Origin of the sequence: Thalassotalea sp. G20_0, from assembly GCF_017744175.1 — a bacterium.
Classification (GTDB): Bacteria; Pseudomonadota; Gammaproteobacteria; order Pseudomonadales; family Endozoicomonadaceae; genus Endozoicomonas.
The window spans coordinates 102,959-122,484 of sequence record NZ_JAGHQV010000014.1; the positions used below are offsets into that span (position 1 = coordinate 102,959).

A 19,526-nucleotide genomic window follows, 5' to 3' on the forward strand; every position below is an offset into this window, starting at 1 on the left:
ACCCGGTGATCAAATCACATTAACTGAAAACCATCACCCAGGGCTTCCACCAGGGTGGCGCTGACACCAGCCCCAAAATCACGGGCAAATTTTTCCAACGGCGAGAGGCGGAAGGTGTAATCAACAATATCCTCTTCACCCACCACTTCCCGGGCCACATAACCGGCACTGCCCAGACCATCAATCAGACCCAGTGTTTTGGCCTGCTCACCAGACCAGACCATGCCTGAAAAGATATCCGACCGATCAGCCAGTCGATCACCCCGCCCGGTTTTTACCGCATTAATAAACTGCTGGTGAATAGTATCCAGCGACGCTTGCCATTCAACAGCAGCTTCACGGTCCACGGACTGGAATGGATCAAGGAATGCCTTATTTTCACCGGAGGTATAGGTTCTGCGGGTAACCCCCAGCTTCTCCATCGCCCCGACAAAACCAAAACCAGAGGAAATAACGCCGATGGACCCCACCAGACTGGCCTTGTCAGCGTAAATTTCATCAGCGGCAGCGGCAATGTAATAGCCGCCAGACGCACCGATATCCATAATGACCGCATAAAGAGGCGTATCCTTATGCAGTTCACGCAGCCTGAGAATTTCATCATAGATGTAGCCAGATTGGACAGGGCTACCACCCGGACTGTTAATTCTCAGAATGACGGCTTTAGTGCCCGGATCCTCAAAGGCTGAGCGTAATCCCGACACCACAACATCTGCATTCACATCGCCACCACCAATCTGGCCATCAATCTCCACCAGCGCCGTATGCTCACTGGAGCCATCACTGATCACTGCATCATTGATATTGGTCGCGTTATAAATGACGGCAACAGAGAAAAACAACCAGCCAAAGGTCAGCAGTTTAAAAAATATACCCCATCGCCGGGAACGTTGCTGCTCCAGCAGCGCGCCTTTGGCCAGGTTATCCACCAGATCCCAGGCTCGATTACTGTCCAGGCTATCCTGCGCCTCAGACGAGGACTCCCGCCACTTGTCTTGCATAATCACCCCTTAAACAGGTTCACTCAAAAACGATCAGTGCATATTTATCAATTCTTCGATCCGACATCCAGTTGCAAAGCTGACAACACCTCAGCCAGGTCGTCCGGCAAAGGTGCTTCAACCTTTAACCGCTTACCATCCAGCAGGTCAAATTCGATACTGGCGGCATGCAGGAACAGCCTTTTAAGACCAAACTGTTTCTGGGACTGATTGTCTGAATCCATACCGTATTTTTCATCCCCGGCAATGGGATGCCCCGCGTGCAGACAGTGAACCCGAATCTGATGGGTCCGCCCTGTGATGGGATAAGCCTCAACCAGGGTCATATTTGGAAAACGGTTCAGTACTCGAAACGCTGTTCGGGATTTTTTGCCATCCACATGCACGCGGACCATCCGCTCTCCAGACTGCAGCACGTTCTTCAACAGCGGCGCATTAACCAGCTGCTTTCTCGCTGGCCACTTACCCACCACCAGAGCATGATACAGCTTTTCAACTTTTTCTTTCTGCTGCAACTGGTTATGCAGATGACGCAGCATACTGCGGCGCTTGGCAATCACCAGACAACCCGAGGTGTCCCGATCCAGGCGATGCACCAGTTCCAGCGTGCGGTTATCCGGCCGTAGCTGGCGAAGCGCTTCAATCACGCCATAAGACAGACCGCTTCCGCCATGCACAGCAAGCCCGGACGGTTTGTTGATAATCAGCAGCAGATCATCTTCATAAAGTACCGCTTTTTCCAATTGAGCGATCACGCTGTCAGCGGGCCTTATTGGAGCCTCCCTTTCGGCCACTCGGACCGGAGGAATACGAACAACATCGTTCAATTCAAGGCGATAATCTGCGCTTACCCGCTTTTTATTAACCCGCACCTCACCCTTGCGAACGATACGATACACCCTGGTCTTGGGCACCCCTTTAAGAACCCGCAACAGAAAATTATCAACACGCTGACCAGCCGCATCCTCATCAATGGTAATAAAGTTAACGTTTGCGGCCACAACACCAGCTTCAACGGCCTCCCCATTCCCGGGAGGCTGATCCTTTAACCTTCGAGGAAGAGCCTGTCGGCCTGAACACTCTCGGCCAGCCCCACGCCCGGAAACCACTCCCCCGGTTCTACCGGACTTTGGGGCCCCCTTCCTGTGACTGGAACGGCCTTTACCATTAACGTTGCGCGCTTGTTTCAATCGTCTAACCACATATTTGTTTATGCCAAGTTGCAGCCCCGGAAGCTCTACCTTAACTGGTTGAGATAAAAAGACTTTCAGGGATTACCGCGATTTTCGTCCAGGTAATGTTATCAGCTTTGTGTCATTTGAAGCACTTACAGATTACTGATATAGTTGTGGCACTGCCTTGTAACTATCCGAAGAGGCAGTTCGATTTACGAAGTCTGAGCATGACCCGAAAGGGATAGCATCACTTAAATTCCGCTAACCGGGCCGAAAATAAACTGGAGCTACATCTACCCGATGAACAAGTCCGGGCCAGGTAACTCCGGGAATAGCCGCTCAGGCAGACATCATGGCAGATGAACCAGTTGCATCCCTCCCTGAGGGCATGAGTTCCTGCCATGGTACTGAATGATTAAAGACCACGGCCACTGCCGTGATAGATAAACAGTGCCACCCAAGAACAGAGGTTGCGCTCCCGATACCAGGGATGAAGAACAGCGGACGGGTCATATGCTAGTGAAAGGCTCAGTGATACCTGCAAACGTATCCACAACCAGCCAGAAGCGCCCGATCAACGCATCTCCCCACTATGCATCCGGTCAACATACGGATGCAGATTACTATATCGTTACAGCCTTACCCTTGAATAAGCCCGGCTGTAAGTCTGATAGTTGGTTACCACCGACCACACCGCTCTCCTGCGGTTGTTGGCCTGTGTACACTCGGGTAGCACCGAAGAGTTTGTACAAAAGCTGAAGGAAACCAGTTGCACTGCCAGCCACCACGAATACGTAAGGTGGCGGGCCGGGCGCTTCCGGAAAGACGATGGATTGCCCGTCAAACCAATGAATGCGCTGGATTAACCGAATGTCACGAACAACTTTTCGCCACCAACATCTGATCAGGGTAGCCATTAGCAATTTGGTACTCTATGAAGAGAATGTTGATCAATGCGACCCAGCAAGAAGAGCTGAGGGTTGCACTCGTCGATGGGCAGCGCCTGTTCGATCTGGATATTGAATCCGGAGCCCGCGAGCAGAAGAAAGCCAACATCTACAAAGCAAAAATCACTCGTGTTGAGCCCAGCCTGGAAGCCGCGTTTGTGGACTTTGGTGCAGAGCGACACGGCTTCCTGCCTTTAAAAGAGATCTCCCGGGAATACTTCGTCGGCCACACTGGTGGTCGTCCCAACATCAAGGATGTCATCAAGGAAGGCACCGAGGTTATCGTTCAGGTAGATAAGGAAGAGCGTGGCAACAAAGGTGCCGCCCTGACCACACTGGTCAGCCTGGCTGGCCGCTACCTTGTGCTGATGCCCAACAACCCACGGGCCGGTGGCATCTCTCGCCGCATTGAAGGTGATGAGCGTGCTGAACTTCGTGAGGCCATGAGCAAGCTGGACATCCCGGCCGAGATGGGTGTCATCGTTCGCACAGCTGGCCTTGGCCGTTCAACAGAAGACCTTCAGTGGGATCTGGACTATCTCCTGCAGCTCTGGAACTCCATCAAAGATGCTGCCGATAAAAATCCCGCACCATTTTTGATCTACCAGGAAAGCAATGTCATTATCCGCGCTATCCGCGACTACCTGCGCCAGGATGTTGGTGAAGTACTGATCGACAAAACCCCGGTTTATCAAGAAGCCCTGGATTTTGTTAAACAGGTCATGCCCCAGTACCAGAACAAGATCAAACTTTATAAAGACAGCGTCCCCCTGTTCAACCGCTTCCAGATTGAAAGCCAGATCGAGACCGCCTTCCAGCGTGAAGTCAAACTGCCATCTGGCGGCTCCATTGTTATTGACCCAACAGAAGCCCTGGTATCCATTGATATCAACTCTGCCCGTGCAACCCGTGGTGGCGATATCGAAGAAACCGCCTTCAACACCAACCTCGAAGCGGCGGATGAAATTGCCCGCCAGCTGCGCCTGCGTGATATTGGCGGCCTGATTGTTATCGACTTCATCGATATGGGCAGCAACCGGAATCAGCGGGAAGTAGAGAACCGTATTCGTCAGGCGCTGTCGGTTGATCGTGCCCGCGTTCAAACCAGCCGTATCTCCCGCTTTGGCCTGCTGGAAATGTCCCGTCAGCGTCTGCGCCCATCACTGGGTGAAACCAGTGGCGTGGTCTGCCCTCGCTGCTCAGGTCAGGGCACGATTCGGGATATTGAGTCTCTGGCCCTGTCTATTCTGCGCCTGATGGAAGAAGAGGCCATGAAGGACAAGACGTCCGAAATTCGTGCACAGGTTCCCGTGCCAGTGGCGGCATTTCTGTTGAATGAAAAGCGCAAAATGATCGCCAAGATCGAGAAGCGCCATGATGCCCGCATCATCGTCATTCCAAATGCCAATCTGGAAACCCCTCATTACGATGTCCAGCGCCTCCGTGATGACAATCTTCAGGATCGCGAGAGCAGCTACGAAATCATCCTTGAGGGCGAAGACTCCAGCCCGGAAGAGCTGACCACAGCCACCAGGCCTCAGCCCAGACAACAAGCTGTCGTTCGCAATATTGCCCCGGCACAGCCTGCACCAGCCATTAAAGCGTCTGAAGCAAAACCCGGATTTATTGGCAGTCTGCTGAAGTCCATCGGCAGCCTCTTCAACTCTGAAAATGACGATGACAAATCCGCTGGCCAGAACAAACCCACCCAGCAACGTCAACCGGCGCGTCGTGATCAAGTCGGCCAAAACAGGAAAAAGGCCCGAACTGATTCCCAGCGCCGCGACAGACAGGACAGCAACCGTCCTCAGAAAGAGCGTAAAAAGAGTCAGCAGGAACGCTCAGACAACCGCTCCGGCAGTCAGGAAAATCGCTTCGAAAGGCAGGAAAGACGCCAGCGTGACAAGCCGGAAGTAGCGGAACAACGGGAACCCAGACAGGAACGCCGCCAGGACCAGGAACCAGAACAGGGCTCTGGTGATCGTCGACGCCGCCCCAACTCTGCGCCCCGTCGTCGCAACAACCGACAGTCTCAGCGCCAGCAACAAAATGAACCGCAATTACAGCCACTGCTGCCTGAAAGCGCTAAAGGGGCAGTAAATGCGCCTGCTGTTCATGAAACTGCCACTCAGGAAAGCGCCCCACAGGAAAAGCGTGCTGACAAAAAAGAGTCGTTTGCCAGCATCGAGAAGCCTGAGCTGGAAAGCAGCAAAGCTGCTGCATCTGCCCCGGAAGCTCCTGCGGCTCCGACCATGCCAATGGATAAGGTAGAGGAAACCAGCAAAGCTCCTGTCGAAGAGCAAACAATTGCCAACACCCCTGAAGCACCGGAAGAAGGGAGACCTCGTCGCTCAAGAAGAGTGAAGAATGACCCTCGCCGTCTCAGGGAAGCTCAGCAGTCTGCGCCTCAGGAAGTCAGCGAACCTGAAATCCCTGCGAAGGGCGACTCACCAGCACAGCCTTCTGCCGATAAAGAGCCGACAGTTGAGCTTAAGATTGCAACAGCCGGAGATTCTGAAGCGCAACCGGAAAAAGCAGAACAAGCCACCGTTGAGACCAGCACTCAAGAACGCCAGGCTGACCTGCCCGTTGCCACTGCAGAAGCAGCAACCGTTGAGCGGGAGAAGGTAACCCCTCGCCCTCAGATGACAGAAATGGCAAAAGCCGTTGCCGCTTCCCATAATCTCGACAAGCCAGCGTTTGCAACCATGCCACCCGCTTTCGAGAAACCAGCTGTAGCGGATGCTGAAACAGAGGCTGTCGAGCCCAAGCCGACCATGACCGCCAATGAAGCTGAAGAGATGCTGAAGCAGGCATTAAATCAGTCTGATGAAGACCAGGCAGTTGTTCATGAAAGTCCACAGGAGAAGCCTGCTGAGACTGCCCCGACTCCAAAGCCTTTAGCGCCTGAGAGCAAAGCAGCAGAAGTACCACAAGCAGTTGAGCGTGACCAGACAGCAGAGGTTAAAGCCAGCGAAGCTGAAGCAGTTACTGCTGATGAAACCGCTGAAAGGCCGCGTCGTCGTCGCAGCCGTGCTCACAACGACCCCAGGGCAAAGCGCCAGACTCAGCAGATCGAACTGACTGTCGAGCCAGAAGGCGAAACCCAGGAAGCTCCGCAAGTGCGTACTGAAGAAAGCAACCTGTAATACGGGTTGATACAGGTCTGAACGGGGTGGTTTCCACCCCGTTTTTTTTTGCCTTGAAAAACCACCAGAAGGCTCTCCAGTCATAAATCGCCCTGCGCTATAGCGATGGACAATAAATCTTTGCCGAACTCGCTCCCACGCAAATTAAAAGAGCCGCAACCCGCCACTGGTGGAACTTTTATCAATTTTAGAAATCAAAACAGGGAGTAAATCATGTGACTAGAACAACCAAAACAGAGGAAAATTTATGAAAAACAACCTTTTCAAGCAATGGGTAATGGCCAGCTTACTGTGTATTCTATCCTGCTCTGCATTTTCAGACGTTGAATATTCAGGCATCGCTTTCAGCAACGTAGATATCCACGGGCAAGGCACTGAAGCCGACGTTAAACCCGGTGAAACTGTCGGCATCCATGCCCATTACAAATGGCTCTGGCCCAGGGAAGAAGCCAGCATTGTCCAGATTATTGTTGGTATTGATGGCATAGGTGCTCAAACATCAATTGCCAATGCCATTGTCATTGATGGTCGATACCTTGATCCTCATTACAATGATATCACCGAGCAAGATGTAGACTTTCACATCGTTGCGCCCAACGAACCGGGCACTTACCAGATTCGCTTCCGTTACGCCCAGGCTTACGGGGCCGAGGAGGCCGTTGGAACATGGTGGTACGTTGATCAGGCTCCTACCGAAGAAGCAACAATTGGCACTATTACTGTCCGTTAAACGATATGAAACACTAGTCAGTCAGGAGTCCCGGACAACTCATGGGACTTCTGGTTTATTACTATCAGTGCAACGTAGAATCATCCCCCATCTCACAAATCTGCATCCTTAGATTCACAGGGGTGTTCTGTCATCATCCATATAAAGCCGCGGCTCTCTTTCCAGCTGAACACCAAACTTTTCATTTACTTTCTGCTGAACCTGCCTGGAGAAAGACAGTACATCCCGACCAGTGGCTCCACCGTGATTCACCAGAACAAGAGCCTGTTTCTGGTATGTCCCCACACAACCGTCACGCTTCCCTTTCAGCCCGGTCTGATCAATCAGCCAACCAGCGGCCAGTTTCCAGTTCTGCCCAAGGGGATAAGCGACAATATTCGGATATTCCTGTTTCAGGCGATCCATCTCTGACTGTGATACCTCCGGGTTTTTGAAAAAGCTGCCAGCATTACCCACCTCAGATGGATCCGGCAACTTTTCCCGGCGAATATCACAAACAGCCCGACTGATATCCACTGCGGAGGGAGCCTGATCGCCCAGACGTCTGGCAAGCAGATCACCTAACTGGCCATAGCCCAGATTGGGTTTTAATGTTGCATCAAGATCCAGGGTTACAGCGACAATAATATACTGGTCACGCTTTTCTCTTTTGAATACCGAATCGCGATAACCAAAGCTACAACTTTGCCGGTCAAAATACTCAACATGCCCGGATTCAAGGTTCACCGCCTCCAGCGAAACGAAAGAATCCGTTAACTCAACACCATAGGCACCAATATTCTGGATAGGTGCAGCGCCAACGTTACCCGGTATCAAGGAGAGATTTTCCAGCCCATAGGCCTGATGATCCAGAGACCATAAAACAAACTCATGCCAGTTCTCTCCCGCCTCAGCCCTGACCCGAACACACTCCTGATCACGACTCAACACTGTTTTTCCCTTGAGATTAACGTGCACAACCAGGGCATCAAGAAAATCACCAAGCACTACATTACTGCCACCGCCCAGGGGAATAACGGGCAGCTGCTTTTCCCTGGCAAAAGCCAGTGCCGACTGCAATTCAGCAACCGTATTTGCCTCAGCGTAATATCTGGCAGTAGACGGCAAACCCAGGGTATTTCTCTCCACCAGGGAATAGTTGTCGCAAATCTTAACCGGGAAGTTCATTAATAGTTGATTCAATAGAAATTGGAGACAAAATACTTATGGGTTTTCTGCAAATGATCCAGCAACGCAACCCCACCCAGCACAACCAGATTAAGCACCCGCTCAAATCCTTCGTTACCACCGTAGTATGGATCCGGAACTTCAGAGACTGGCAGGCCAGCAAAATCAAGAAAAAGCTTCAACTTACAGGCATGTTCCTGCGGGCAGATCTTTTGCAGGTTCTTCAGGTTCTCTCTGTCCATAGCCAGAATATAATCCTGCTCAACAAAATCAGCAGAGGTTACCTTGCGGGAGCGAATAAATGAAAGATCATAACCGTGATCCGCTGCCTGCTGCATGGAACGGCTGTCTGGTAACCCGCCATCATGCCAGCCACTGGTGCCCGCTGAATCAACTCTGATACAGTCTGACAACCCTGCTTCCGCCACTTGATGGGCAAACACACCATGGGCAGTGGGTGACCGACAGATATTTCCCAGACAGACGAACAGTACTTTTGTCATTCTGTTTATGCTCTGACCGTTGTTTCATTGGGCTCAGGGCTGTCCAGTTCCTGCTCTCTTTCAAGCAATGCACGAACTGCCAGCAGATCCTGTTCCGTATCGACACCATGGGGCGGCGTTGCCACTGCTTCAGCCACATGAATCCGATAGCCATGCCACATCAGTCGAAGCTGCTCAAGAGACTCCATGTTCTCAATCGGACTGACACCCCAGGTCACATAATGATTCAGGAGCCCAACCCGATAGGCATAGATGCCAATGTGACGCTGAAAGCAGGCATCTTTCGGCACTCTTTTTTCTTCCCTGGCAAAATCGTCCCGCGCCCAGGGAATAGGGGCACGACTGAAATAAAGCGCATACCCCCGGGCATCAGCAACCACTTTGACAATACCGGGATCAAAAATCTGCTCCACCCGGGTCAGTGGGCTGGATAACGTAGCAGCCCCTGCCTCAGACGACAGTTGCAGGTTTCTGGCCACCTGATTGATCACAGAGGGGGGGATCAGAGGTTCATCACCCTGCACATTGACAATGATTTCATCATCCTTCAGACCATAGATTCTGGCCACTTCCTGCAACCGGTCAGTACCAGAAGGATGTCCCGGCAGCGTCATGCATACCTCTGCGCCAAAACCTTCAGCCACCTTCAGAATACGCTCATCATCCGTGGCAATGATGACCTTCCTGGCAGCACTGGCCAGTGCCCGCTCATAAACATGCTGCACCATAGGCTTGCCCGCAATATCAGCCAGTGGCTTGCCCGGCAAACGACTGGAAGCAAATCGGGCAGGTATTACAACGGTGAAGTCAGAGCCTTCAGCCGATAAATAGCCCTCAGCCGATAAAAAGCCTTGTGCCATCAGGACGCCTCATCCAAACGTTCATCAACGGTCAATGTGCGCGCCTCACCTTCGAGCATGACAGGAATACCGTCACGAACCGGATAAGCAAGACCACAGGGTCTGCAAACCAGTTCCTGACGCTCTTTATTTGGCCGCACTTCCCCTTTACACAGTGGGCAGGCCAGAATTTCAAACAGCGTTTTATCCATCATTGTTCCTCAGCCATCAGCCAGCAAATACCGGCTTACGGGCTTCAATCATTGCCACCAGCTGCTCAATACATGAGCCCGATACACGGGTCGTCACCGGCAGATACCAGTGTCTGTGATCGGCAAAACCACTGCATTTAACGGCATCCTTGGCGGTCATAATTACCGGAAGATCGTCGTTAAAACAGATATCTTCCGGTGCAAATAAGTGGTGATCCGGATAAGGATGCCCAATAACATCGTATCCCAAAGAGCGCAGTGTATTAAAAAAACGCTCCGGATTACCAATTCCTGCAACACCATGAACCCTGCTTTTATCGGGAATTTGTTGCGAAATACCGACCATACTGACCAGCGCAGAAGGTTCAAGGGAAAAACAGTACAGTTTTTCCCGCTCCAGCGTCGTCAGCCCAAGGGAACTTTCTACTTCCTCAGCCTTCGCTGACACAGAAGCATTGTTGGTGTTGACCAGAATCATATCCACCTGGCTCATTCTTTCCGGTGGTTCCCGAAGCGGGCCTGCGGGCAGACACAATTGGTTGCCAAGCAACCGGTCACCATCCAGAACCAATACTTCAATATGCCGTTGCAGATTATAGTGCTGCAATCCATCATCTGCGATGATCAGATTGCAGTCTGTCTGATCACAGAGATAGCGGGCCGCCTTTACTCGATCAACGTCAACAATCAAAGGGACATGCAGCTGTCGGGCGAGCATAACCGGCTCATCCCCGGCCTTTGCCGGGTCTGAATCCGGCCGGACCGACAGGGGCATACCTCCGGTTTTCGCACCAAATCCACGACTGATAATCCCCGGCCGGTAGCCCCTTCGCTGAAATTCACGCACAAGGGCGGCAACCAAAGGGGTTTTGCCGGTTCCACCGACCGAAATATTACCCACCACAATGACCGGCACAGGCGAAGACCACCGTGCTGTCTGCAGTAAACGCTGCTTTCTTCTCGCAGCCAGAAAGGAAAATAACCAACTAAGTGGCTTGAGACAGCGGGTCCAGCCACCGGAAGGAGAATACCAGGAGTCTGTGACCGACTGGCTGAAACGGGGCCAGAGCTTCACTGATCAGACTCGGTATCTTTTCGGGTGGTCATGCTCAGGTTGGTAAAACCCAGCTGCCCTGCAGCATCCATTGCCGTAACAACCGCCTGATAAGGCGTATTGGCGTCAGCGGTAATAATCAGGGGAATCTTGCTGTCTCCCTGGCTTACTTTGCCCAGTGCCCGCTTGAGTGTATCCAGCTGACCATTGACCAGCCCCTGACCGTCAACGGCAAAATCTCCAGACTTGCTGATGATGATCTCAATCTGCTTTGGCTGCTGCTGCAACACCTCGCCGGAGGATTCCGGCAAGTCAATGGCCAGATGCGTCTCCTTGGTGAAGGTGGTTGAGACCATAAAGAAAATCAGCAGCAGGAATACCACATCAATCAGGGGTGTCAGGTTGATCGACACCTCTTCCTGATTTATCTGTCGTCGGAAGTTCATTTTTTCCTGGCCTCACTGCCCGGAGCGGATGAAGAGCCGTTAGCGGATGAAGAGCCCTTGCGATCACCCTGCAGCACTTCCACCAGCTTGATGGCGTCCTGCTCCATGGCAACCACCAGCTCATCAATGCGCCGGGTAAAATAGCGGTGGAAAATCAGGGCCGGGATAGCCACGGTAAGACCAGCTGCTGTGGTAATGAGAGCCTTGGAAATCCCGCCAGCAAGAACACCGGCATTACCGGTGCCTTCAACCATCAGCACAGTAAAGACATCAATCATACCGATCACGGTTCCCAGCAAACCCAGCAGGGGAGTAATCGCGGCAATGGTCCCCAGGGTATTGAGATAACGTTCAAGGTCATGGATCACCTTGCCCGCCTGCTCTTCAATACTTTCCTTCATGATTTCCCGGCCACTGCGGGCGTTGGTCAGACCGGCAGCCAGAATCTCTCCCAGGGGCGACCCGGCTTTCAGCTGGTCAAGCTTGCGATTGTCCAATCCATTACTTTTGATCCACCTCCATACTTGAGAAAGGGTATTTTTCGGTGCAATGCGTGAGGGTCTCAACGTCCAGAGCCGCTCGAAGATGATTGCCATGGCAATGACTGAAGACAACAGGATAGGCACCATCAGCCAACCACCGGATTTCACCAGTTCGAACACAATAATCTTCCCTTATAATGACAAATTCATGATATCTGGCCCGGTTAATGCCAGGCATATCAGTACCCGGCCAGTATGACTGTATCACAGAGATTAGCGCCATATAAGCCGTAACTGATCGCTTTGAGGCTGCGTTAGCGCCACCAGTAGCGGGCGTGGGTTTTGCGGTAGGCTGAAACTGTGAGATCACCGCTACCGAGTGTAAAAGACAGTGAGCCATCGGCAGCGGTATTAAAATTTTTTGCTCCCGAGCTTTGCACACGAGCTAATGTTTCAGCGGCCGGATGACCGAAACGATTGGCAAAGCCGGAGGAAAAAATAACCGCCACGGGCTGAACCGCAGAGAGAAAGTCAGAACTACTGGAAAACCGGCTACCATGGTGAGCGGCCACCAGCACACTGGATTGAAGCTCAGCGCCCTGCTCTATTAACCGTTTCTCAACCCGTCCACTGATGTCTCCGGGCAGTAAAAGACTGTCTGACCCTGCTGTCACTTTCAGTACACAGGACGCATCATTACTGCGCCGATATTCACCACCGGCCAACACCTGAAAATAAACCCCATCCCACTGCCAATGATCTCCGGATTGGCATCTCACCCAGTCTTGCTCAAAATCGGGCAGCCTGGTACCACTGATAACCGGTACATCCGGGTATCTGGACAACAGTGATGGCAAACCACCTGAATGATCCTGATCACCATGAGAAATGATAATGCGATCAATTCGGGCCACACCGGATTTGGACAGCGCCGGAAGAATCACGCTCTCTGCCGCTGACAATTTTTCCGAGAATCGGTCACCGGTGTCGTATACCAGAAGGTGCTGACGTGTTCTGATAAACACAGACAACCCTTGCCCTACATCCAAAACAGTGACCTCAGCCTGACCTGCCGGTATCTCAAGCGTTTTCGGGAACAATGAAGGCATCAGCATCACCGGGGCAAGCCAGCGCAAACGCAGAGTTGCCGGAGCGATCAGCAGCAACATACCGGCAACAGCGAACAACAGGTCAAGCCAGGTCAGAGCCTGCTGTGGTGGAATAAGCACCATCAAACCGGACACCCACTGCAGCCCCCATTGAAACCCTGTCACCAGATAATCCAGCCCGGCCATAATGAAACCGGCAGTCTCAGGCAACACAAACTGCACAATTGCACTGAACAGCAGTAAGGGAACGACGGCAATGCCAATTAATGGAATGGCCAGAAGATTCACCAGGGGAGACAGTGGTGATACCGGCTGACCATTAAACAGCAGCAAAGGCGTCAACAGGGCAAACACCAGCCATTGTGGCTTAAACAGGGTTACCGGCCAGCCAGCCCTCTCCCTTCGACCAACCATACCAAACAGCAGTGCGCCTGCGGCAATAAACGAATACCAGAATCCATTGCTGGTTATGGCCAGGGGGTCAATAGCAAGCACTGCCGCCAAAGCCAACAACCAAAGTGTTGCGGGAGAGGCCCTGATACCCAGCAAGGGTGCCAGTAATGCAGCAAATGTCATCACCAGGGCCCGTTGCACCGGCACACTGAACCCGGCCAACAGGGCATAGAACAACGCAAACAGCATGCCTGTCAGCGCCTTGACCACGGGTAAGGGTACTCTGCGAAGTGGAATTCCCCCCAATCGCCCAACAATGGTGGCAAGGGAGAAGCCCAACCAGGCCATAAGACCGATATGCAGGCCGGAGATCACCATCAAATGGGTGGTTCCCGTCTCATTCAACACCTGCCATTGCTGGGTGTTGATCGCTGTTTTATCACCCAGCAGCAGTGCCGAGAAAACCCCTCTGTTGTCATCAGATACCGTGGAGTACAACCACTGTCTTAACAGCGCCCTTACCTGATGAAGCCGGTAAATACCGGTAACATTATTATCGAGCAGTGATCCGGACTTCACGTACCCCGTGGCCTGTATCCCCTGACGCAGCGCCCAGGCCTCATAATCAAACGCACCCGGGCTTGCAAAACCATGGGGCTGTCGCAACCTCACCGTTAACCGCCAGGTCTCTCCAGCCTGCAAATCCGGCGGTTCATACCAGCTCAGCCTGACCTTTTTGGCGTATAGACCAGACCCTGCATGATTGACTGCGAAATCAAAGCGCGCTGCCATGCCGTTTATCACCGGCAGACTGGCAATCTTTCCTTCGATATTGATATCCCGCCCATGTATATAGCCATCAAGGCGATTGACAGCGTAATGCGTTGCATACCATGAGCTGACAAGAGTACCCGCCAGCAGAGGCAGCAGCCACCAGCGGACCCGGGAAGCTCCGGCTGACGATAACCCCCACAGAAACATAATGAACAGCGGCAGGCTGATCGACAGCAGTACCGACATGCCAAATGTCAACGAAACAAAACCACTGGCAAGTACGAAGATAAGTAATCCCCTTGCCGGTTTTACGGTCGTGTGCGTGTTATCCACGTAGTCTTGCCTACCATTTCAGTGCATAATTCAAGGCTTTACCTCATTCAAGGCACTGTTCTGCCCTGCCTAGAATGACCGTCATTGTGCCGTGGCATAATCAACCATTCTTTATTTGAACGTGGCATGTCATGGCCGATGAAAATCAGCAAGCATAGATGAATTTCAGTCTGGAAAAGCCAATCCCGAATCGGTTGAAGGCAGCTGGCAAGACTTCCATACTGGAAAACTGGCAACCTCTGCAAACCATGAACTAAAGTCATAGCTCAGAGCATAATGAGTTGATGTCATGATAGCGGTAAGATAGTGAAAGGATATGGCGAAAAAACTGATTAAAAGGTATTTGCCGGAACCAAAAACCATCAAGGAACATCGCCACCTGCGGTTTCTGGGTTCTGCATTATATGATGCAAACCTGTGGCAACTGAATCGCCGTTCCGCTGCTGCCGCATTTTTTGTCGGCATATTTGTTGCGTTTATTCCCATGCCTTTCCAAATGATTCTGGCGGCATGTCTGGCCATTGTTTTCCGATGCAATCTGCCTCTTTCTGTCGCACTGGTCTGGATAACCAACCCATTGACCATGCCTGCCATATTCTATTTTACATACAAAATTGGCTGTTTTATCCTTCAGACACCGGTAAGTGAAGCTTCCTTTGAACTCACCGTACAAGGTCTGGGTGCCGGACTTGCCCGTGTGTGGAAGCCTCTCTATCTGGGATCGCTGGTATCAGGCGTTGTACTCGGCTTTATCAGTTACCTGCTGATTCGGGCGGCCTGGCGTTGGAATGTTGTCATCCACTGGCGCCAGAGGAACAAACGTCGCTCCCGACCCGGTCCTTTCAACTAACCGCTATTCAAAAGTCTCTAGAGATAACAGCCCCATGCAAAGAAGTTTTCAAAAACGCCAGCCAAAACTGGAAGGTCGTGGTCTGCTTGAAGCTATCAGCACCGATGGCCCTCACAGCGACTGGCTGGGGATGCCGGATTACTATATCCATACCCTGACGGTTGCTGGTGAGGATTACAAATACCTGTCGGCAGACAAGCAACTGGATGTCAACGTTGGTGATACGGTGGTCTTCAGATATCAGGAAGTCGGCAAGACTGAAAACAAGGAAAAGCGCATTGATAAGCGCTCCCTTGGTCTCTACATTGACCCAAGCCAATACCTTCAGGAAACGCCCTGAAGCCTGCCTGCCAGGCCGTCTGAACCGGGTAAACCCTGCGTCCGGACGGCTGGTAACTGACAGCAAAATCACTCTGAAATTAAATATCATCTCTGGCGCATCAAGCCCCTGGCTTCCGGGCTATAAACCACTTTGAATGGCTAACTGAAACCAATTTAAGCAATATGAGGAACTATATGACTCAAAAGCAGACTAAGTGTTTATTGACGGTGTTTTATGAGTACCTGACAGCAGCAAACCCCTGACAATATACAATTTTAAAATATCAATTTTTAAAAATAAAAAATCATAATATTTAAAGTAAATATGCAATTGACCAGATTTCCCGTAAAAGTAGCCATTAACAATGTTATTTAATAGAAAACACACAGACAGCCATAAGCAAAAGCATACAGGCCCTCGTTATATTAAGCTGATTACCAAACTCGCTATTACCATTGCCGCTTTAACCACAACAATGGCCTACTGTGAATTTGAACATCCGCAAAACAAAAGCCTGAGATATTCCGTCGCCAGGCGTGCAGTCCCCATATTAACCGAGACATTGTTTTCAATTGAGAGGCTTTATGAACAATCACCGATGCTGTCATGGGTGTTAAAAAGCAGCCTGCTACAGGCACTTCAGACAGCATCCCGAATAAACAATCTGTATATCATCTCTTACCGTGATATCAAGGCACTTAATGATTATGCCAAAACCACTAAACACGGTTATTACGAGTTATCCTACAAAGGCAAGAGAATTTACTTTATCGCCAATGCAGATATAGCCAATCAGATCATCGCTCTTGAAGGACAAGAGCATAACCTTCATACCCACAGAAGACTCCTGAATGCGAAAAACTGGTTTCTGCTGGAAAACAATCCTGTAGCTGCAAGGGATATGCATCACCATAGCTATGGAAGCAAGCAGGCGGCACTCTTTCAGCAGGCGTTCGAAAGACTGCAACAGTTGCCCGATACCTCCGTATTATTAACAAACCAGCAAACAACAGACCTCGTATATGGCGAGAAAGCTGCCGACCTGATCAGCAATCTGTTAACCCAGATATATTTTCAAATACTGTTTTCCAATGTCTCTCCGGAATACCCCGTCAACAGAAAAATTCAGCATCAGGTTAATCAACATTATTACCAGATAAAGCGGCTTTACGATCAGCTGGAAGAACATACTGGAAAATACGATTTAAAAGCCAATCTTTTCATTCATGGCAACAGCCCATTTGCAAAAGATCACCCATACACCAATATTCAAACATTAGAACAGTTTTATAAAGTGCTCTGTTATTTATATGACGAACCCCTGTTGCCGAGCATTAATTCCGGCAACCACCAATCCACCAGAGAAACAGTGGCAACCAGAACAGTCGAGCTATTAAGAAAAAATAATGCAGCCGTGCTACCCGTATTTGCCCCTTCCCTGACACAGGACCTTGAAGAGGTGTCACCACAGGAAGCCATCAACATTATTTTCAATTTATTATCCTGGATTGATAATTCATTGAACATCAGCAATACAGCGACAAATTTTGTTATTCACATCGCTGAACATCATCAAAACCAGCACCTTATTGATATGCATCAGCTATTCGCTGATGAAGTCCACAACCTGCGCGCCCTGGCAACGCTGTTTCCAAGAAAAGTGAACCGCTCCTTTCTGGTAACAATCAGATCAGAAACGGCTAACCACCAGATACATTTTAAACCGGATGATATGATACTGATAACCAACGCCATCAAAGGACACGCCTTTGGCTATGAGCCGAGAAAATGCCCATCAAAGCCATACAGTGTTTATATTCTTCCTGAGTTTCTCCTGTATTTTTTTGCGAATTATCATGCCCGATATGCTGTTCGCCCAAAACTGATTCCAAACAGTACTAGCTGGTTCTGGAATAAACTGGATGTTGCTCCATTAGTTCTGGAACCAGCGTTTAATTTAGATGAATAGTAATTATCAGAGCACCAGCCCTGCGTCAGGCTGCCTGGCAGCCTTTGTCATTGCCAAGCCCCCCGGGAAGTGGGAATAAAGATACATGGAGTCACGCCTCATCCAGCGTACCACTTTTCACCCCCAGAGATGACAGGGTAATAGTCAGATCCTTTGGGAATGATGTCTTGAGATTGGCTTCCAGCATACATGTGATACCATCGACCAGCTCAAAATTGATCGTGTTCTTCAACGGCTTTCTTATCAGTAAACATGCTTCAGTCCCGGTCAACTCTTGGAGGTAATGGGCATGGGCTTCCTCCTGTATTGGTTTTTTCATTTGTATATAAATACAGTTATTTTACCCGGTAAGCTCTCTGGGAATCAGCTTTTAAAAAAGGTGGCCTGGTTTTACCAAGTTGCTGAGCAACCCCGGAGGCTGGGCAGTTCTGCCTGGTGATTTACAGCTATGAAATCCTGGAAACAGCAATAATCAACAATCCTTATTAGTCATCCCCGAACCGTATAATTTTCTCTCTCGAATATTTGCAAATTTTGTAAAGTTGGATATTTTTTTCACTCAATCTGAAATGAATAAAAGTCAACTGACGGGTTAATTAAACAATGCATCTTCGATTTCCAGTTAAACCAACCAATCCAGGTTTTCTGCCTGATCAAAAATTTCCTTATGATGATGATAAAAAATCCCCTCACGATGATGATAAAAAATTCCCTCATGATGATAAAAAATTCCCTCATGATGATGATAAAAAATTTCCTCATGATCGTGCTAAAACAGCCAACGTGTTTCACTCACGTCAAGTGGCTAATAATAAAAAGACAGGGAAGACGACACCTGCACTGGGTAGCCAGTATCAAACCAGCCATTTGGTTCAGTCTGCCAGTTCTTCAGACTTGCTTAGTCGAACAAAGTCAATTAATTCAAGCGCAGCCGGTTCAATAATTGGCACAACCTCAATATCAGCTTCGGCCAGCAATTCAAATCCAGCAAAAGCATCTGCATCAGTATCAACATCTGAATCAGTATCAGCATCAACACCTGAATCTGTATCTGTATCAGTATCAGCATCAGTATCAGCATCAACGTCTGAATCAGTATCAGCATCAACATCTGAATCAGTATCAGCATCAACGTCTGAATCAGTATCAGCATCAACGTCTGAATCAGTCTCAGCATCAACATCTGAATCAGCATCAACGCCTGAATCAGTATCAGCATCAACATCTGAATCAGCATCAGTATCTGAATCAGCATCAACATCTGCAAGCGCAGTCAGTACACACACAGCAATGGCCAGTATGTCGGAGGCAATGAAGGATAGTGTCTCTAATAACGCGACTTCGGCAACATCTGCCATGAGTCCATCTGTAAACAGTGAGACAGGCTTGGTACAGGCATCGGCATCGATGTTAACTGCAAACTCCAGTGCGCACCTGGCAAAATCCAGCCTGGTCAGATTCTCTGCCATTGGTGCATCCAGCAGCGATTACAAGACTACCTTCAGTCCATCAGAGTCCATTAAACATACCGCTACTGCCCACGATTCAGCAGGCTCAGTCAAAGCGACGGACTCCGGTTTTACGGCAACCGGTGCCCATCGGACAGCCAGTCTGTCCGGTTCGGTCAGCAACCCCCTGGCAACCAGCGTCTCCAGCCACCACTCCCATGCTTCCGGCTCAGCAGGGCCTTCCGCCACAAGTGTAAATATCAATGATATGGGTGAAACCGGTGAATATTCGGCAACGTCCATGGGGGTATCCGGCTCGGTGAAGAGTGCCGCCTCTACCCATGCAACGGGTATGCATTCATTGCCTTCGCTGCACAGTTCGGCAACTGCCATGAATGCCACCACGGCATTCCCAGCCCGGTCCAGCCTGTCCGGTTCCAGCAAGGGCGCTGTTACTGCCAATGCATCGGCAACGTCAACAACAGCCAATCCCGGTTCTGTTCCGGTTTTTTCCAGCCCGATTGGTATAAATACGACGTCGTTTAATTATGTAAGCCCGACTGGTATAAAAACAACGCCGTTTAATTATGCAAGCCCGACTGTTCAGGATTCTGCCTCTGCAA

The 19,526-nt window shown here is 50.4% G+C and carries 18 protein-coding genes; 6 read left to right on the forward strand and 12 right to left on the reverse strand.

The window, feature by feature from the left end:
• Window positions 1-14: 14 nt before the first annotated feature.
• On the reverse strand, window positions 15-1,001 hold the full coding sequence (locus tag J7438_RS10740) for a S49 family peptidase (protein WP_209276532.1): 987 nt from the start codon (window positions 999-1,001) through the stop codon (window positions 15-17).
• 47 nt (window positions 1,002-1,048) lie between these two features.
• A complete protein-coding gene (rluC, locus tag J7438_RS10745; RefSeq protein WP_209276553.1) occupies window positions 1,049-2,002 on the reverse strand; it encodes a 23S rRNA pseudouridine(955/2504/2580) synthase RluC in 954 nt (317 codons plus the stop codon).
• 1,108 nt (window positions 2,003-3,110) lie between these two features.
• On the opposite strand from rluC, the gene rne reads away from it, so the two are divergent.
• Together rne and J7438_RS10755 are read left to right on the forward strand one after the other, a co-directional pair.
• Complete coding sequence (gene rne, locus J7438_RS10750) at window positions 3,111-6,272, forward strand: ribonuclease E (protein ID WP_209276533.1); 3,162 nt, start codon at window positions 3,111-3,113, stop codon at window positions 6,270-6,272.
• A gap of 247 nt (window positions 6,273-6,519) precedes the next feature.
• Entirely contained in the window at window positions 6,520-7,002 is a 483-nt protein-coding gene (locus J7438_RS10755; protein WP_209276534.1) for a hypothetical protein, read from the forward strand.
• Between the two features lie 114 nt (window positions 7,003-7,116).
• On the opposite strand, the gene murB is transcribed toward J7438_RS10755, so the two are convergent.
• From murB to J7438_RS10795, 8 genes are all read right to left on the reverse strand, one after another.
• Window positions 7,117-8,169, reverse strand: a complete 1,053-nt coding sequence (murB, locus tag J7438_RS10760) for a UDP-N-acetylmuramate dehydrogenase (RefSeq protein WP_209276535.1) — start codon at window positions 8,167-8,169, stop codon at window positions 7,117-7,119.
• A gap of 11 nt (window positions 8,170-8,180) precedes the next feature.
• The gene (locus tag J7438_RS10765; RefSeq protein WP_209276536.1) at window positions 8,181-8,672 is read right to left on the reverse strand and encodes a low molecular weight protein-tyrosine-phosphatase; all 492 of its coding nucleotides are present in this window, start codon (window positions 8,670-8,672) and stop codon (window positions 8,181-8,183) included.
• Between the two features lie 5 nt (window positions 8,673-8,677).
• Window positions 8,678-9,532: a 3-deoxy-manno-octulosonate cytidylyltransferase gene (gene kdsB, locus J7438_RS10770; RefSeq protein WP_209276537.1), complete on the reverse strand. Its 855-nt coding sequence runs from the start codon at window positions 9,530-9,532 to the stop codon at window positions 8,678-8,680.
• Entirely contained in the window at window positions 9,532-9,726 is a 195-nt protein-coding gene (locus J7438_RS10775) for a Trm112 family protein (RefSeq protein ID WP_503003900.1), read from the reverse strand. The genes kdsB and J7438_RS10775 overlap by 1 nt, the downstream gene beginning before the upstream one ends.
• A gap of 13 nt (window positions 9,727-9,739) precedes the next feature.
• Window positions 9,740-10,798, reverse strand: coding sequence for a tetraacyldisaccharide 4'-kinase (gene lpxK, locus J7438_RS10780; RefSeq protein ID WP_209276538.1), 1,059 nt, complete (start codon window positions 10,796-10,798; stop codon window positions 9,740-9,742).
• Window positions 10,795-11,223, reverse strand: a complete 429-nt coding sequence (locus J7438_RS10785) for an ExbD/TolR family protein (protein WP_163372422.1) — start codon at window positions 11,221-11,223, stop codon at window positions 10,795-10,797. Before J7438_RS10785 ends, lpxK begins: the two co-directional genes overlap by 4 nt.
• On the reverse strand, window positions 11,220-11,885 hold the full coding sequence (pocA, locus tag J7438_RS10790; RefSeq protein ID WP_209276539.1) for a flagellar polar localization protein PocA: 666 nt from the start codon (window positions 11,883-11,885) through the stop codon (window positions 11,220-11,222). The genes J7438_RS10785 and pocA overlap by 4 nt, the downstream gene beginning before the upstream one ends.
• Before the next feature lie 134 nt (window positions 11,886-12,019).
• Window positions 12,020-14,314 (reverse strand): DNA internalization-related competence protein ComEC/Rec2, encoded by a 2,295-nt coding sequence (locus J7438_RS10795; protein WP_209276540.1) that lies wholly within the window; start codon window positions 14,312-14,314, stop codon window positions 12,020-12,022.
• A 316-nt stretch (window positions 14,315-14,630) separates the two neighbouring features.
• On the opposite strand from J7438_RS10795, the gene J7438_RS10800 reads away from it, so the two are divergent.
• The 3 genes from J7438_RS10800 to J7438_RS10810 all read left to right on the forward strand — a co-directional run bounded on the left by J7438_RS10800 (window position 14,631) and on the right by J7438_RS10810 (window position 17,455).
• Entirely contained in the window at window positions 14,631-15,164 is a 534-nt protein-coding gene (locus J7438_RS10800) for a DUF2062 domain-containing protein (RefSeq protein ID WP_209276541.1), read from the forward strand.
• A 34-nt stretch (window positions 15,165-15,198) separates the two neighbouring features.
• The gene (locus tag J7438_RS10805; protein ID WP_101745623.1) at window positions 15,199-15,504 is read left to right on the forward strand and encodes a hypothetical protein; all 306 of its coding nucleotides are present in this window, start codon (window positions 15,199-15,201) and stop codon (window positions 15,502-15,504) included.
• A 346-nt stretch (window positions 15,505-15,850) separates the two neighbouring features.
• Entirely contained in the window at window positions 15,851-17,455 is a 1,605-nt protein-coding gene (locus tag J7438_RS10810; RefSeq protein WP_209276542.1) for a hypothetical protein, read from the forward strand.
• A gap of 91 nt (window positions 17,456-17,546) precedes the next feature.
• Here J7438_RS10810 and J7438_RS10815 read toward each other — a convergent pair whose 3' ends face one another.
• Both J7438_RS10815 and J7438_RS10820 read right to left on the reverse strand, forming a co-directional pair.
• Complete coding sequence (locus tag J7438_RS10815; RefSeq protein WP_209276543.1) at window positions 17,547-17,774, reverse strand: hypothetical protein; 228 nt, start codon at window positions 17,772-17,774, stop codon at window positions 17,547-17,549.
• A 553-nt stretch (window positions 17,775-18,327) separates the two neighbouring features.
• A complete protein-coding gene (locus J7438_RS10820; protein ID WP_209276544.1) occupies window positions 18,328-18,813 on the reverse strand; it encodes a hypothetical protein in 486 nt (161 codons plus the stop codon).
• On the opposite strand from J7438_RS10820, the gene J7438_RS10825 reads away from it, so the two are divergent.
• Window positions 18,812-19,526 (forward strand): hypothetical protein (locus J7438_RS10825; protein WP_209276545.1); only part of this gene is annotated, 715 nt, incomplete at its 3' end. The genes J7438_RS10820 and J7438_RS10825 overlap by 2 nt on opposite strands.

Bases quoted from the DNA above. Each gene is read 5' to 3' on its own strand.
- J7438_RS10740 (WP_209276532.1), bottom strand. From the start codon at position 1,001: ATGCAAGACAAGTGGCGGGAGTCCTCGTCTGAGGCGCAGGATAGCCTG.
- rne (WP_209276533.1), top strand. From the start codon at position 3,111: ATGAAGAGAATGTTGATCAATGCGACCCAGCAAGAAGAGCTGAGGGTT.
- J7438_RS10755 (WP_209276534.1), top strand. From the start codon at position 6,520: ATGAAAAACAACCTTTTCAAGCAATGGGTAATGGCCAGCTTACTGTGT.
- murB (WP_209276535.1), bottom strand. From the start codon at position 8,169: ATGAACTTCCCGGTTAAGATTTGCGACAACTATTCCCTGGTGGAGAGA.
- J7438_RS10765 (WP_209276536.1), bottom strand. From the start codon at position 8,672: ATGACAAAAGTACTGTTCGTCTGTCTGGGAAATATCTGTCGGTCACCC.
- kdsB (WP_209276537.1), bottom strand. From the start codon at position 9,532: ATGGCACAAGGCTTTTTATCGGCTGAGGGCTATTTATCGGCTGAAGGC.
- J7438_RS10775 (WP_503003900.1), bottom strand. From the start codon at position 9,726: ATGATGGATAAAACGCTGTTTGAAATTCTGGCCTGCCCACTGTGTAAA.
- J7438_RS10785 (WP_163372422.1), bottom strand. From the start codon at position 11,223: ATGAACTTCCGACGACAGATAAATCAGGAAGAGGTGTCGATCAACCTG.
- J7438_RS10800 (WP_209276541.1), top strand. From the start codon at position 14,631: ATGGCGAAAAAACTGATTAAAAGGTATTTGCCGGAACCAAAAACCATC.
- J7438_RS10805 (WP_101745623.1), top strand. From the start codon at position 15,199: ATGCAAAGAAGTTTTCAAAAACGCCAGCCAAAACTGGAAGGTCGTGGT.
- J7438_RS10810 (WP_209276542.1), top strand. From the start codon at position 15,851: ATGTTATTTAATAGAAAACACACAGACAGCCATAAGCAAAAGCATACA.
- J7438_RS10815 (WP_209276543.1), bottom strand. From the start codon at position 17,774: ATGAAAAAACCAATACAGGAGGAAGCCCATGCCCATTACCTCCAAGAG.
- J7438_RS10820 (WP_209276544.1), bottom strand. From the start codon at position 18,813: ATGGCAGATGTTGCCGAAGTCGCGTTATTAGAGACACTATCCTTCATT.